Origin of the sequence: Acinetobacter beijerinckii CIP 110307 (assembly GCF_000369005.1) — a bacterium.
In the GTDB taxonomy this organism is placed as follows: domain Bacteria; phylum Pseudomonadota; class Gammaproteobacteria; order Pseudomonadales; family Moraxellaceae; genus Acinetobacter; species Acinetobacter beijerinckii.
On record NZ_KB849766.1, the window covers coordinates 646,455 to 661,984 of the forward strand.

Annotated in this window: 11 protein-coding genes and 1 tRNA gene; 5 read left to right on the plus strand and 7 right to left on the minus strand. The window is 38.0% G+C overall.

Annotation, left to right across the window (positions count from 1 at the left end):
• Positions 1-31: 31 nt before the first annotated feature.
• Together F933_RS16205 and F933_RS16210 are read left to right on the plus strand one after the other, a co-directional pair.
• Positions 32-1,396, plus strand: a complete 1,365-nt coding sequence (locus tag F933_RS16205; protein ID WP_005062984.1) for an NAD(P)/FAD-dependent oxidoreductase — start codon at positions 32-34, stop codon at positions 1,394-1,396.
• Between the two features lie 426 nt (positions 1,397-1,822).
• Entirely contained in the window at positions 1,823-3,013 is a 1,191-nt protein-coding gene (locus F933_RS16210) for a DUF3089 domain-containing protein (protein ID WP_005062986.1), read from the plus strand.
• A gap of 161 nt (positions 3,014-3,174) precedes the next feature.
• Here the strand turns inward: F933_RS16210 and F933_RS16215 are convergent.
• Positions 3,175-3,264 (minus strand) — tRNA-Ser (locus tag F933_RS16215).
• 96 nt (positions 3,265-3,360) lie between these two features.
• Positions 3,361-3,849 carry a transcription elongation factor GreB gene (gene greB, locus F933_RS16220; RefSeq protein WP_005062987.1) on the minus strand — a complete coding sequence of 163 codons (489 nt, stop codon included), beginning with the start codon at positions 3,847-3,849 and terminating at the stop codon, positions 3,361-3,363.
• A gap of 373 nt (positions 3,850-4,222) precedes the next feature.
• Here greB and F933_RS16225 point away from each other — a divergent pair, with 373 nt between their 5' ends.
• Positions 4,223-5,332, plus strand: coding sequence for an MltF family protein (locus F933_RS16225; RefSeq protein ID WP_005055251.1), 1,110 nt, complete (start codon positions 4,223-4,225; stop codon positions 5,330-5,332).
• 57 nt (positions 5,333-5,389) lie between these two features.
• On the opposite strand, the gene F933_RS16230 is transcribed toward F933_RS16225, so the two are convergent.
• Entirely contained in the window at positions 5,390-5,773 is a 384-nt protein-coding gene (locus tag F933_RS16230) for an SCP2 sterol-binding domain-containing protein (RefSeq protein ID WP_005055252.1), read from the minus strand.
• Positions 5,774-5,969: 196 nt separating this feature from the next.
• Complete coding sequence (gene ttcA / locus F933_RS16235) at positions 5,970-6,875, minus strand: tRNA 2-thiocytidine(32) synthetase TtcA (RefSeq protein WP_005055254.1); 906 nt, start codon at positions 6,873-6,875, stop codon at positions 5,970-5,972.
• A 496-nt stretch (positions 6,876-7,371) separates the two neighbouring features.
• Between ttcA and F933_RS16245 the strand changes: the two genes are divergently transcribed.
• Both F933_RS16245 and htpX read left to right on the plus strand, forming a co-directional pair.
• Complete coding sequence (locus F933_RS16245) at positions 7,372-8,241, plus strand: lytic transglycosylase domain-containing protein (protein WP_212749336.1); 870 nt, start codon at positions 7,372-7,374, stop codon at positions 8,239-8,241.
• 214 nt (positions 8,242-8,455) lie between these two features.
• Positions 8,456-9,361: a protease HtpX gene (gene htpX / locus F933_RS16250; protein WP_005055258.1), complete on the plus strand. Its 906-nt coding sequence runs from the start codon at positions 8,456-8,458 to the stop codon at positions 9,359-9,361.
• Between the two features lie 451 nt (positions 9,362-9,812).
• Here htpX and F933_RS16260 read toward each other — a convergent pair whose 3' ends face one another.
• The 3 genes from F933_RS16260 to F933_RS16270 all read right to left on the minus strand — a co-directional run bounded on the left by F933_RS16260 (position 9,813) and on the right by F933_RS16270 (position 15,223).
• Positions 9,813-10,403 (minus strand): DUF4112 domain-containing protein, encoded by a 591-nt coding sequence (locus tag F933_RS16260; RefSeq protein ID WP_005055261.1) that lies wholly within the window; start codon positions 10,401-10,403, stop codon positions 9,813-9,815.
• A gap of 77 nt (positions 10,404-10,480) precedes the next feature.
• Positions 10,481-11,818 carry a magnesium transporter gene (gene mgtE, locus F933_RS16265; protein WP_005062991.1) on the minus strand — a complete coding sequence of 446 codons (1,338 nt, stop codon included), beginning with the start codon at positions 11,816-11,818 and terminating at the stop codon, positions 10,481-10,483.
• Between the two features lie 297 nt (positions 11,819-12,115).
• Complete coding sequence (locus F933_RS16270) at positions 12,116-15,223, minus strand: efflux RND transporter permease subunit (protein ID WP_005062993.1); 3,108 nt, start codon at positions 15,221-15,223, stop codon at positions 12,116-12,118.
• Between the last annotated feature and the right edge of the window lie 307 nt (positions 15,224-15,530).

Sequence of the window (15,530 nt, forward strand, 5' to 3'; positions counted from 1 at the left end):
ATTACTGTGTAATGACTAAAAGGAATATTAAATGAATCGTACAAATGAACAAGTGAATCTCAGCAATCCTTCATCTCTACCATTTCGTCTTCTTGGAGGATGGATAGAACAACCAAGTGATCTTCAGCCAAAACTTGAAGGTTCATTGACAGCCGACGTGATCGTAGTTGGGGCTGGGTTTGCAGGCCTATCTACAGCACTTGAGCTAACTGCTCGAGGTGCAAAAGTCGTCGTACTTGAGCAAGAGTTTGGTGGTTTCGGTGCGAGTGGTCGTAATGCTGGATATTTGCTAGGCAGCATGGGTATTGAATTTGAAATGTTTGCTAAGCGTGTCGGTATTGAACATGCGAAAAAATTTGTCAATTTCTATGATGAAGCAGTGTGCTATGTCGAGAGACGAATGATCGAATTAGACATCGATTGTGATTACAACCCTTCTGGTATTATCCGCGCTGCTATTGATCCATCACAAGAAAAGTGGCTAAGACGTAGTATGAAGGTTGGTCACGAATTAGGATCAATAACTCGTTTCGTAGATCAAGATGAGATGCGTGCCCGAGGAATTCCACCAGCGTTTTTGTTTGGGAGTGAGCAACGTGGTGGCACGCTAAATCCTGGTAAATATGTCAGTGGTTTGAGACGTGCTGCGATTCAAGCAGGCGTTAAACTTTATGAAAAAACACCGTTACTTTCATATAGTGAGGGATCAACAATCACCTGTAAAACTGCTCATGGTAGTGCAACTGCACCCATCATGGTTTTAGCTACAAATGCTTTTACTCCGCAGTTAGGATTACTTCGAGATAAGATTGCACCAATACGAGTCTCAGCTATTGAAACACAGCCATTATCACCTCAGCAATTAGCATCACTAGGTTGGCATGGTCGAGAAGGTATTATCACACCGCATCTCACTATGGAAAGCCATCGTTTAACAGCACACAATACAATGGTATTAACCGTGAAAAAGTTAAACTACGTCTATGGCTCTAAAACACCTAACATACCAGATGATCACGCATATACTGCTTTAGCACGAACATTACACGAGCGTCATCCTAGCCTACGAGGTCTTGGGATTAAACACTGTTGGAGTGGTTACGTCAGTGTTGCATATGACTTTCTTCCTGTGGTTGGTACGACTGGAGCTCATCAAAATATCATCTATACGGCTGGATGTACGGGTCATGGGCTTGCAACTCAATCTATGATGGGTCAACTTCTCGCAGAGAAAATTATGGGAACTGTGAACCCTATTTTGACTGCCTTGTATCACAAGACGCCTTCTACACTTCCAGAACCTTTTCAGTGGTGTGCTTTTAAGACTGCATTCACAGCAGCAGGAGTTTATGATCGTCTGACTGACCGTAAAGCGCTTGCTGCCCATGCAAAGTGAGTTACATAAATATTTCAGCTTCTTAATGATAGCTTATTCGTTTTAGTTCGAACCACATCAAGACTCATTAGCTTCATTCATAATAATTGAGTGAAGCTAATAAAAACATGAATAAAATTTTCAAATTGATAATGCCTAATCTTAATTTAAACAAACCACATCACATCCATAAGCATTCGGAATAGAGGCTAACTCATTGTCCGTGATGCAAAAAATACAAGCTTATATCAATGTAACTTTGAATTATTAAATGTTAATTTTTTTACACTTCAATTTATTTTTGTGGACTGGTTGGCTAAAGTAAATGCGATGGTAATGAAAAATCTATTTCAAATTGATGATAACAATTTCAACAAAAAATTATTCATTTTCTATCATCTTATACACCAACAATACTCAATAAAAACTTAAATTTAGGAAAACTATATGAAAAAACATGACTTTGCTTTTTGTGTATCTATCGCCTTTCTGACATTCAATATATCGGCTCATGCAAAAGCACCAAATGCAGATACACTTGGACACAATGACTATAGTAAAAAAATGAATTGGCTGTGTTGGCCTGGCAAAATAGGAGATGCATGCAAATCAGATATGCGTTCTACTATTATTCAAGCTGATGGTTCTACAACTATCGAGCATTTTAAAGCAGATGCTAAAGCCCCAATTGATTGCTTTTATGTCTACCCGACAGCTTCAAAAGAGACAACACAACTTTCTGACCTAAAAATCCAAGCAGAAGAGAAAGCTGTAGCACGAGAACAAGCGGCTCGATTTAGTTCGATCTGTCGCGTTTATGCTCCGATGTATCGACAGCGTACAATTCCAGCTTTAGTTAAAGCAAGCTCCTTAACTGAGCAACCGCCAACATCCTATTCAGACGTTAAAGATGCTTGGAACTATTATTTAACCCATGAAAATAAAGGTCGAGGAATTGTATTTATTGGCCATTCTCAAGGCTCAAGAATGCTTAAACAATTACTTGCAGAAGAAATTGACGGTAAACCCATTCAATCTCAATTAATTTCAGCAATTATTCCTGGTGGTAATGTAACTGTTGCAAAGGGTTCAGATGTTGGTGGAGAGTTTAAGACAATACCTTTATGTCGTTCAGCAACTCAGATCGGCTGTGTAATTGCATATTCATCATTTCGTGACAATACAACCCCACCTGAGAATTCTCGATTTGGCCGACCAAATGAGTCTGGTGATAACCTAGAAGATGCGTGTGTAAATCCTGCAGAATTAACTGGTAGTAATGGTAACTTACATAGTTATTTAGCTTCAGGAACTTCTACAATTAAAGGTGATCCACGTTTTCCACAAAGCTGGCTTAAGGGCAAAAAAATTAAAACACCTTTCGTAACTGTACCAGGCTTACTCTCAGCTCAATGTGTATCAACAGGAAAATTCAAATACTTAGCAATCCATGTAAACAATACCCCGAATAGTCCACGTGCTAATGATTTACTTATTGGTGATATTGTTAAGGATGGTCAAGTTTTGAATGACTGGGGATTGCACCTAGTTGATATTGATGTGGCATTGGGCAATCTAATCAATGTTGCTTCTCAGCAATCTAAAAAATGGCAGAAAACTAATCAATCTTCAAAGTAAGACTCGAAAATTCGACTCTCGATTTAGTTAGCGGCTCGAACCCCTTCCTTTCTTGACCAATTTTATTCGATTCAATCCAACATTTGATGTGGGGTAAGTTGAGGGGTAAAAGCACAGATAAAAAATAAGCCCTTGTAAAAACAAGGGCTTATTCAGATATTTGGCGGAAGCGGTGAGATTCGAACTCACGGAGGACTCACACCCTCGTCGGTTTTCAAGACCGGTGCATTAAACCGCTCTGCCACGCTTCCAATGGCGGCTATCATATAAATAAAAAAACAAATTGGCAATTCTTTTATTCAAAATAATGCACCGAATGCTCAAAATAAACTCAACAATCTGAATTTTTATGAATTTTCGTGCTTTTCATAGCGAATAGAGTTGATATACCAAACTTTTTTACCTAATGGTGTTTGAACTTCTACCTCATCATCTATTTGCTTGGTCAATAAAGCACGAGCCATTGGAGATTCAATCGAAATATGTTGCGGATGGTGATCATAAATTTCATCGACACCCACAATACGTAATGTTTTATGTTCGCCAGCATCATTTTCTATCTCTACCCAAGCACCAAAATATACTTTTTCCTCTTGCTCAGGAACGTAATCAACAATTTTAAGTTCTTCTAAACGCTTTCCTAAATAGCGAACACGACGATCAATCTTTCTAAGTATTTGTTTATTATATTGATAATCAGCATTTTCCGACCTATCCCCTAAGCTTGCTGCCCAATTTACTTTTTTTGTAATTTCAGGACGTTCTTCATGCCAAAGCTTTTTCAGTTCAGCAACTAACAAATCATGCCCATTTCGAGTAATTAAGTTCGATTTCATAAGAAAAATACGCTAACACAACATTTCGTTTACAAGTTTTTTCATTGTATTCCTTATTTCACCATCGCCAAAGTGTATAAATTTTATTCTTTTTCAAATCAGAAGGTTGTGATGTGATTCTCGCTTTTTTATTGATCAAAATTTGACAATCACTTTTTTGACGCTTAATATGCGCCCCTAAGTTAGTTTTTGTTTAATTTTTATACATTTTGTAAATGTTGTGAAACATTTATCAAATATCCGATCAACCCAATGTCATTTTGAATGGCGTCATGACTTGCCCACCCTTATTGAATTTATAAACTTTTAAAAGTTAAGGCAGTATCTAGCTTGCTGAACTTTTAGGGCATAAATTACCTGTAGCGGAGACAACATGCACAGTAATTCAAGTTCTGGGTCTAGGCCTAGCCTTAACTCTTTATCTTCCAAACTTTCCTTTCAAGCTTTAGCTTTAGGTGTAGCAATATTTCCTATCAATAGTCTAAATGCTGAAAAATCACATCAATACAATACCGTAGTCAATTCAAATGTTTTAACTGTCGTCGCAGTTGAAAATCCAACTACAGTATTTAAAGACGGTCAATTTTTACATGGCTTTGGTTATGACTTAGCGCGTAACTATGCAAAAAGTTTAAATGTTAAACTTGATTTTAAAACAGTACCTGATAATACAACTGCCCTGAAATGGGTTGCTCAAGGTAAAGCAAATATTGCGATGACCACGGCAAATATTGCGACGATTGAAAGCAAACAACTGGTATCTTTTTCTGCAAGCTGTGGTGATCAATCCACGCTCAGTAAGAATGGCTTAAATCCACAGTTGAATTGGGTTCTGAAACAAGCAGATGATCCATTAACACTTACAGCAAGTGGTTTTGTTTGCCAAAGTAAACAATTGGGCACGACTCAACAATTAGCTTCATTTTACAATCGTAATGTCGTTAAACCTGAATCATGGTCAACGATTCAAAAAGATTTGAATCAACGATTACCAATCTATAAAGCAAGCTTTAAACAAAGTGCTGCTAAATACAATTTAGATTGGCATTTATTGGCTGCAATTGGTTATCAAGAGTCTTATTTAAAGCCCTCTTCGGTGTCTCCCACGGGTGTACGTGGTCTCATGATGCTGACTAGTAGCACTGCTCAAGCAATGGGTGTGACAAATCGTGTCGATCCAATTCAAAGCATTCAAGGTGGTGCAAAGTATTATGATCTCATGTTAGATCAATATGCGAATGTGCCTTATCCAGATCGTAACTGGTACGCGCTGGTGGCATATAATATGGGACCAGGTGCGGTAAATCAGATTCAGAAACGAATCAAGGCACAAGGTAAAGATCCAAATCAGTGGGTCAATTTGTACGAATATTTACAGCGCAACCAAGTACGTAATGGTCGCTACAAACAAGCTGTTCAATATGTCACTCGTATCCGTAGTTATTTGGAACACCTAAAAACCAATGCTCGTATTGATGTCTAACAACATTTCAATAAAAAAGCTTACCTAAGGGTAAGCTTTTTTATGCGTAGAAACTAATTAAGCAGTTTGCTCAAGTACTTTCTTGAATAAATCTTTTTGTTCTTGGCTTGGCTTAGCAGTTTGTAAAGCCATCAACTGAGACATATCACCTTGAACTTTGATTTTACCTGTCATGAATGCTTGCATAGCAGCAGCCATATCAAACTCTAAGAATACTTTACGTAAAGTCTCAGCATCCATATTCAAAGTCGTTTTTGCATTTGGAGACAAACCTTTTTGGATTTTCCCTGCATCTAAAGCTAAATCAGTATTACCAGCTGCGTCTGTCACAACCAAGTTAATCGCTAAATTCGCAAGTGCTGGCGGCAAGTTGAGATCTCCTGCTTCAGCAGTAAGTTTTTCAACAGTTGCAAACCAATCATCAGTTAAAAATGCAGCCATGATTATTCCTCAAATATATTTGTTCAATTTCTTGTGCCATCTATCCAAATGGCATCTCATGAAGCAATTTGCTTGTGCCCTGTTATAGCACGTAATTTTTATTTTAGGCTATGACTTTTTGTACGCGTAATTCAATTTTTAAAAAAATTATAAAGAAAAGGCACTTAAAAAAGTGCCTTTAAAAAAGATTTACATTTTACTCTGCAGCAAAACTTAAATTGACCACGTCTAAACGGTTTTTCATCTCTTCAGGATCTTTCATATCAAACTCACGTTGACCATCAAGAGCCTCAAAATCAAATAGCTCTCGATCCGCTAATTGAGATGGAGAAACGTTTTGCAGAGCACCAAAAATGCTATGTAATCGTTTAGGATGCTGTTTATCCCATTCACGCAACATGTCATTAATGATGGCACGTTGTAAGTTTTCTTGAGAACCACACAAATTACACGGGATAATTGGAAATTGGCGTAATTCAGCATATTTAATGATGTCTTTTTCTTCGACATAAGCCAAAGGACGAATCAAAATATTCTTTTTATCAGAAGAAAGTAATTTGGGGGGCATAGCTTTTAAGCTACCACCATGGAATAGATTTAAGAAAAACGTTGCCATAATGTCATCGCGATGATGACCTAATGCAACTTTGGTTGCACCTATTTCTTGAGCAAAGCCATATAGCGAACCACGGCGTAGACGTGAACAGACTGCGCAGTAAGTTTTTCCTTCAGGCGTCAAACGTTTGGTAATGGTATAGGTATCTTTTTCTAAAATGTAATATGGAATATTGTTTTCTTCCATATAACGAGGTAACACGTCTTCGGGGAAACCCGGTTGCTTTTGATCAAGATTGACTGCAACAATATCAAAATTAATCGGTGCAATGCGTTTGAACTGCAATAAGATATCTAGCAAAGTATAGCTATCCTTACCACCTGACACACAAACCATTACTTTGTCGCCATCTTCGATCATGTTGTAGTCACGAATTGCATGCCCAACTTGACGACGCAGTTTTTTCAACAGGCGATAATACGCCGAACTTGTAGGAAGCTCTGGCTTGAAATTAAATCCTTGGTTGGACTCGACTGGCGCGTACATAGACGTGATTTACCCATAAACAAAAATACCGCAAGATTTTATCTGATTCCGCAAAAAACCGCACCTAAAGAATTTTTCAATTTCTTTCAACCGTCATATTTAAGTTTCATACTGGTAAAATTCTGATCAAAAAATATAAAAAAGCGCTAGATCGCTTATATTTCAAACTTTTCCACAGTTGTCCACAAAACCTGTGGATAAAATTGTGGATTTCTTCGCTATTGACAAACTCTTTTTACATAAGGATAAGGGTTCCAATCAAATTGATCATTTTTTAACCAGTTATTTTAGCTATTTAAAATCAATGGCTTATATATGTCAAGTCTTCTATTTTAAAAAAAATATTTTAATTTTTTTTGCTGAACATTCGCACAAAATGACTTGATTTTTGTTAGACAGTCAAAAATAAAAAAATTGTAGCCAAAGTACTTTTTATGCTTTTTTTTGTTACACTGCTGTGAAGAACTTATGCTCATCTTTTGCGAATATTATAATGATGGACAAAACAACATATATTTTTGCCCTTTGCTTGGGGACCGTCGGTTTTTTAAATTGCTCAGCATCAACTTATGCTGGGCAAACCATTTATCAATTTAAAGATAATAATGGTACAACGCTGCTCACCAATAAGAAGAAAGCCGAATACAGTCATCTTAAAGTTGTCAAAGCAACCTACTATCCAGACAGTAACATCCATAGCTACAGTAATTGGGGTACAAGTGAAGCCTCGGTACTGCCAAGCTATAGCCGCAATAAAAACGCGTTTGATCAACTCATCCGTCAAGCAGCTCAGCGACATGGCATATCTGAAGGTCTAATCAAAGCAGTGATGCACACTGAGTCAGGCTTTAATATCAATGCTCGCTCCCCTGTTGGCGCACAAGGTCTCATGCAATTGATGCCAGCTACTGCGCGTCGATTCAATGTGAGTAACGCATATGATCCTGAACAAAATATTTTTGCTGGCGCACGTTATTTAAGCTGGTTGATCAAGCGCTTTAACGGCGACACTCGACTTGCAATTGCCGCTTACAACGCAGGTGAAGGTAATGTCGATAAATACGGCGGTATCCCTCCTTTCCGTGAAACCCAAGATTATGTACGTCGTGTCACCAGCCGTTATCAAAATTTATATGCATCGGGATTAAGTTCAATCTCTGATTCAAAGGCATCAAATACTCAAGTTATAGCCCAATCAGCGAATTATAATCCACCAAATAATAACCCTGTAGAAACAACATCTGCACCAAAGCAATATAATCGCCAGATCATTACCTTAGCTGATGGGACATTCACAGATGCGCCCTCAGGAACTTATACTACGGCAAATGCGACTGCTACGGCTCGGATTCGCCTCAGCGATTAAGATTCTATTACTCTATTCTCACCAGATGATTTTAGGGCTATTATTTTAAATAATTACTTTTAAGTAGTTGTTTCAATGATGGTTCATATTTTTATTAGCTAAATGTATCTGCGTCCAATTTTTGCTTGAATTTTTGAGGTTCGCCCTGCATATTATGATCATGATTTAAAATTTGTAAATCAGATCACTTTTTATTTATATGAGGGTTTTCTCAATGATGCGGATTGGTTTGTTCTTGCTAACCAACCTCGCGGTACTGGTTGTAGCTGGCATCATCTTGTCACTCTTCGGTGTCGGTAGTTACCATGGCGCGGGTGGCTTGAATCTAGGCAACCTATTAGTCGTCTGTTTTGTGTTTGGTATGGTAGGTTCTTTAATTTCCCTATTCATGTCTAAATGGATGGCTAAAAAAACCACTGGGACTGAATTAATTGACCCAAATGCACCTCGTAATCAAGCAGAAGCTTGGTTATTACAAGAAGTAGCGCAATTATCTCAACGCGCAGGTATTAAAATGCCTGAAGTTGGTATTTTTCCGTCTTACCAATCGAATGCATTTGCAACAGGTTGGAACAAAAATGACGCGTTGGTAGCAGTATCTACTGGTCTGCTTGAACGCATGAACAAAGATGAACTTCGTGCTGTACTTGCGCATGAAATTGGTCACGTTGCAAATGGCGACATGGTGACACTCGCACTTATTCAAGGTGTTGTGAACGCTTTCGTGATGTTCTTTGCGCGTATCGCAGGTGACTTTATTGACCGAAATGTCTTTGGTCGTGAAGATGGCGAAGCACCAGGTTTAGCATATTTCGCGATTACGATTGTACTTGATATCGTGTTTGGTATTTTGGCCTCTACTATCGTTATGTGGTTCTCTCGTCAACGTGAATACCGCGCAGATGAAGCTGGTGCACGTTTAGCTGGTAAAGATGCGATGATTTCAGCATTACTTCGCTTACAAGCAGAATCAGAAATGCCTGATCAAATGCCAAAAGAAATGAAAGCATTTGCCATTACGGAAGGTAAGGAACAAGGCTTTAGCTTAGCTGCTTTATTCCAAACTCACCCTAGCATTGAGCAACGTGTTGCTGCGTTACAGCAATTAAATGTTCAATAATCAATACTAAATATATGATAAAGCCTCCAAACGGAGGCTTTATTTCTGCTATATCGAAATTTTGAAACGCACTGTTTTTACAAGGATAAGAAATTAAGTAAATCAAAATATAAGCTCAACTAAATCGTAAATTACTTTAGTCTAAATCATCTTCGTTTGTTTTTTTCCAATCATCCAAACTTCTAAAAAGTGAAGTAGAAGGCCACCTCGGGTTAGTTTCATTATTCCATGTTAAATGGACTTCAGCATATTGATCATCTTGACCTTCTAAATAGAATAAAACATCATCCTCTCCGTCTTTCCGAGCAATAGCTACCGCTTTTTAGCAAAAAGCACATGCCCGATTATAAGCTCACGGTTGAGTTCATTAGAAAATATCGATTCTTTCTCCGCTTGTATTAGTACCCAGTTTTTTGGCAACATATCTTTTAGATGACTCATATATTAATCACTAAGAAAGAGTATTTTGATAAAATTGCCACAGATAACTAAAGCCCACCCAAACTGCGACAACTAATAGAACCAAAACAACAATACCTAATAGATCTGGAATTCTTAACCAAATCCAACTAACCACAGGATTACGCCAAAAAGCTGAGGTTTTTTGCTTTTGTTCAAGAGATTCATGCAAAAAGGGATGCACAACATGAATGTCGCTATGAACCTGATATTCTTCCCGAATATGGGCATGCACAATTTCAAGGGTTTTACGACTTGGTCGAATAAATACATCAAACAAGGTACCAACAATTGGAACAAAACCAACCAACATATCCATAATAGCCAGTTTAAGCACGCCATTCAGTTTATGCTGCGGTACGCCCACTTCTCTAGCTTTTTTAAACGCATAAAGTGTGAGTACAAAACCAGCTAAATCACCTGCAAAAGGAATAGTACTGAGCGCGGCATCTGCACCAACCCCTTGTTTAGTAAATGGAATTCGTACTAGACTATCCATTGTATTCGCAAATTTAGCTAAATCTCTTTCTACCGCAATTGCCTGTTGCTGAGTTAATTTTTTTTGTTCTGTTTGACCTATCATGTACATGACCTAAAAGCACTTTATTTATTGAGAATAAAGTAGTTTTTAGGTTTTGTCGGTACAATAATTATTACAACTTAAAATAAAATGATTGAAGCAATAAATAAATATACAAGTACGCCAGTGGCATCACAAATAGAAGTGACTAAAGGCGCTGATGCACTTGCAGGATCGAGTCCAGCTTTATTTAAAATAAAGGGTAAACTCATTCCGATCAAACACCCCATCAAAACAATTCCCATCATACTCAGTGCAAGGACTAAAGCCACCATTTCATTGCCACGGAAATAACCCAATAATGAAACTGCAATCGCCATCGTTCCACCCAGACATAAAGCGACTAGACTTTCTCGCCCTAGTAGATGAAACCAATCTTTAAATTGTACATCACCCGTTGCTAAGGCACGAACCATCAAAGTTGAGGACTGTGAACCAGCATTTCCCCCACTTCCAACTAAAAGAGGAAGAAAGAAAACCAATACTAAATTCTGAGAAATGACATCTTCATAATGTGCGATTCCAATCCCTGAAAGTAAACTACCAAAAACTAAGAATACCAACCAAAATACACGTTTTTGATAGAGCTGAAGAATGGGCGCTGATTTAATACTCAGTTTAGATGACGCATTCACCGCACCGACTTTTAAGAAGTCTTCCGTTGCTTCTTCACTCGCTACATCCATCGCATCATCATAAGTTACAATTCCTACCATCATATTTTGATGATCAATAATTGGCAGTGCCAACAAGTCATAACGCGCAATGGTTTTAGCTACTTCATCCTGATCTGTATCAACATATGCTGTTAAAACATTTGTTTCCATAAATTCATTAATATTTTGTTCTTCAGGTGCAAGAATCAACTGTTTTAATGACAGCACACCTAATATTTTCCTTGCTTCATCTAGCACATAAGCAAAATATATCGTTTCGGTATCAGGCGCTTCAAAACGCAACATTTTAATCGCATCTTTGACCATCATATTCGGCTTTAACGTCGCATATTCGGAGCTCATGATCGCCCCTGCGGTTCCTTCAAGATATGATGAAAGTTGTCGTATATCTTCTCGTTCAGCCTGCGCTAAAGCTGGAAGTAATGCATTCTGTTGATCTTGATCTAAACACTTAAATACATCTGCACGCTTGTCTGATGACATCTCGCCAATGATTTCTGCCAATATATTTCTCGGCATTGCTTTAGCGAGTTTGACTTGTTCTACAGGAGGAAGATAAGAGAAAACGTAAGCACGCTCAGGTAAATGTGTTAACAGCAATTGACTTTGTTGCACCGATAACTGAGTTAAAACGTCTGCAATATCTACTGCACGAAAAGTTTCAACTGATGAAAGTGCAAGTTCAATATGATTGTTTTTTAATGCATCATTTAATAAATATAAAAAGTTGTTGTAGCTCATGTCCGCCTCTTCACTACAAATAATCCATAATGAAGAGAGTCAAACGCAGCTTTTTATTTTACTGCCGAATAACGGTCTTCATTCAGATTTGGATGAATAAAAAAATGTGTAATTTTTAATAAACTACAACTCTGCGTGTCCATTTAGGGCGATTAACCTCGTTGAACCGTTTATACGGCACGGCAATACTACAAATTTTTTTTAATATTCTCAACTTACACAACAAAAATGAACAATTCGAGTCCAAGGCAGATGCCCAAAAACTCAAATTGTTCATGATGATTCAAACGTTATTGATTATTTAATTGTTTGAGTTGTTATTTTAGGTTTAAACATATTGGTGACCAATACATACATAAACGGAATAAAAATTAATACTAAAATCGTTCCGAATACAACGCCACCAAAAACACTATAACCAATCGCTTGGCGGCTTAATGCACCCGCACCACTCGAAAACATGAGTGGAATAACACCTGCTCCAAATGCGATTGAAGTCATTAGAATCGGGCGTAAACGTAAACCTGCAGCTTTTAGAGCAGCATCTAAAGCGGTAAGCCCCTGCTGTTGTAAACTAGCAGCAAATTCAACCATTAAAATTGCATTTTTACAGGACAAACCAATCGTAGTGAGCAATGCAATTTGGAAATAAATATCGTTGGCAAAACCAAACCAATAACTAAATAAAATCGTGCCACCTATACCTAAAGGAATCGCTGCCATAACGACTGACGGAATAGACCAGCTTTCATAAAGTGCAGCTAAGCATAGAAAGATAAAAGCAATCGAAATGAGATACAGCCAAATAGCTTGATTACTTGATTGCTGCTCCTGATATGACAACCCGCTCCAAGCTAATCCAACATCAGGCATTTGATCGACCAAACCTTGTATTGCTTGCATACCTTGACCGCTGCTGAAACCTTTTGCAGCATCAGCATCTAAACTAATGGCAGGATAACCCATAAAACGCTCAAGCATTGGAGGTGCACCTTGCCAATCAATTTGACTGAATTGTGTAAATGGCACCATTTTTCCATTGGCATTTTTCACATACCAATAATTTAGATCTTCTGGTTTAGAACGATAAGGTGCATCACCTTGTAAATAAACTCGTTTAATCCGACCACGATCAATAAAGTCATTGATATAGCTACCACTCCAAGCAGTAGAGAGGGTTTGATTTATTTGACTCACATTGAGACCATGAATCATTGCAGCTTTATGATCAATTTTGATATTCAAAACAGCCTGATCATCATTGCCTTTTTTATCCAGATTTTCGACAGAATCTAATTTATTACTCTGTTGCTGTAAGTCTTTAAAACTATTAACCAGACTATCTCTTCCCAAACCTTTTGTATCTTGCAACCAAAAGTCAATTTTGTCGGAATTTCCTAAACCTCGAATTACAGAAGGCATCACCACCATAATCCGCGCTTGATTATTTTTTGAAAAATATTGCATTGCTCTAGCACGGATTTCTTGAGCGCTATTCTCTACGCCTTTACGATCATCCCAATGTTTTAATGAAATAAATGCCTGTCCAAGATTTTGTCCTGTACCTGAAAAGTTTCGTCCATGAATGACCATGACACCATTCAAATTGGCTTTCTCATGCTCTAGGAAATAATCAGAAATCGTTTTACCGACCTCTTCAGTCTTACTCATTGGCGTGCCTTGCGGCAAGCTAAATTGTACCCCTAATAGACCTTGATCCTCTTGCGGCAAGAAACTGGTTGGCAAATCTCGATAAATCCAAATAAAACTACAGATCAACACGGATATAACAACCAGTGCTAAGACTTTCACACCGATGACTTTTTTTGAAAGACTGAGATAACGCGTTTTAATGTAATCTAAACTATGATTAAACCATACTGCCCATTGTGCCTGTTTTTGCTGCGGCTTTAATAAGATTGCACAAAGGGCTGGCGTCAAAATCAAAGCAACTAGTAAAGATAGCACCATTGCGACCACCAAAGTAATCGAAAATTGTCGGTAAATAATCCCTGTCGCACCACTAAAAAATGACATTGGAATAAATACCGCGGTCAAAACCAATGTAATCCCAACCAAAGCACCACTGATTTCTTGCATGGATTGAATTGAGGCTTCTTTAGCATTTAGATGCTGTTCATGCATCAAACGCTCAACGTTTTCAACCACCACAATCGCATCATCGACCAATAAACCAATTGCTAGAACCATAGCGAACAAGGTTAATGTATTAATGCTCATGCCAAAAATAGCTAGGACAGCAAATGTTCCCAAAATCACCACAGGCACAGTCACGGCAGGAATAAGAGTAGCTCGCCAATTTTGTAAGAAGATAAACATCACTAGAACAACAAGGATAATTGCCTCAACTAAGGTTGACACGACCTGTGACATCGACTCTTTTACAAATGGAGTATCATCTCTCGGGTAAACAACAAAGTAACCTTCTGGTAAGGTTTTTTCTAAGCGCGCCACCTCTTTATAGACTGCGTCAGCAACTTGCATTACATTTGCGCCGACCGTCAATGAAAGTGAAAGCCCTGAAGCTGGGTAACCATTTAAGCGGTTAAATACCTGATAGTTTTCCGCACCAACCTCAACACGAGCCACATCTTTTAAATAAACAAAACTACCATCATTGTTGGCTTTTACTAAGATATTTTCAAACTGTTCGGGTGTACGCAATAATGAACCCGAAGTAACCTTTGCATTAAGATATTGATCTTTTACAGTTGGTAAATCACCGATTGCACCAGCAGCGACTTGTGTATTCTGATTTTCTATAGCAGAACGTACATCGCTGACCTGTAACTGATAGCTTTGCAATTTTTGCGGATCCAACCAAATACGCATGGCATATTGCGAACCAAATACGCTTACCTCGCCAATACCTTCAATACGGCTTAGATTTAGTTCAAAGTTATTGGTTAAATAATCTGAGATATCTAAATTTGTAGAACGTCCTGATTTATCTCCTAGACCAATCACCATAAATGAGTCACTGAGTGACTTACGCACATTTACTCCTTGGCGTTGTACTTCTTCAGGTAAACGGTTGATCGCACCATTGACGGCATTCTGGACTTGGACTTGCGCTTGGTCTGGATCAGTTCCTTGCTCAAAGAAAAGACTGATTCGACTGTTTCCACTCGCATCACTACTCGAATTAAAATATAGTAAATGATCAATTCCTTTGATTTGTTGTTCTAATACCTGCGTAACGCTATCTTCAACGGCTTGAGCATCTGCACCACTATAAGTTGCTGCTACAGTAATACGAGGTGGTGCAATATCCGGATAACGCTCTACTGGCAAATTCAATACAGAAAAGACACCAAATGCCATGACCATAATTGCCAAGACAGTTGCAAAGATCGGGCGCTCGATAAAAAACTTAGATAGCATGGCTGTTCATTCCATTAGCTGAAACAGTCAATTTTTTGAATGATAATAAATTTGGAACTTGTGCTCGCGATCATTACTGAGCACTCCAATAAACGCTATCCCTTTTAACATATCATTTCAAAAAGTGGGAAAATGAGGAGAAATAATGAATTTTACTCATAACAAGTCTGCATTTGAATTGCTCCAATGATACAAACTTAATCTTTGGAAAGAATTTAATTTACTGAGTAATCAAATAGTTTTCAATTTTGAATTGACACATCTTCCAGTTAAAACGATATTAGCAAGCTTATTTGATGCGCCCATG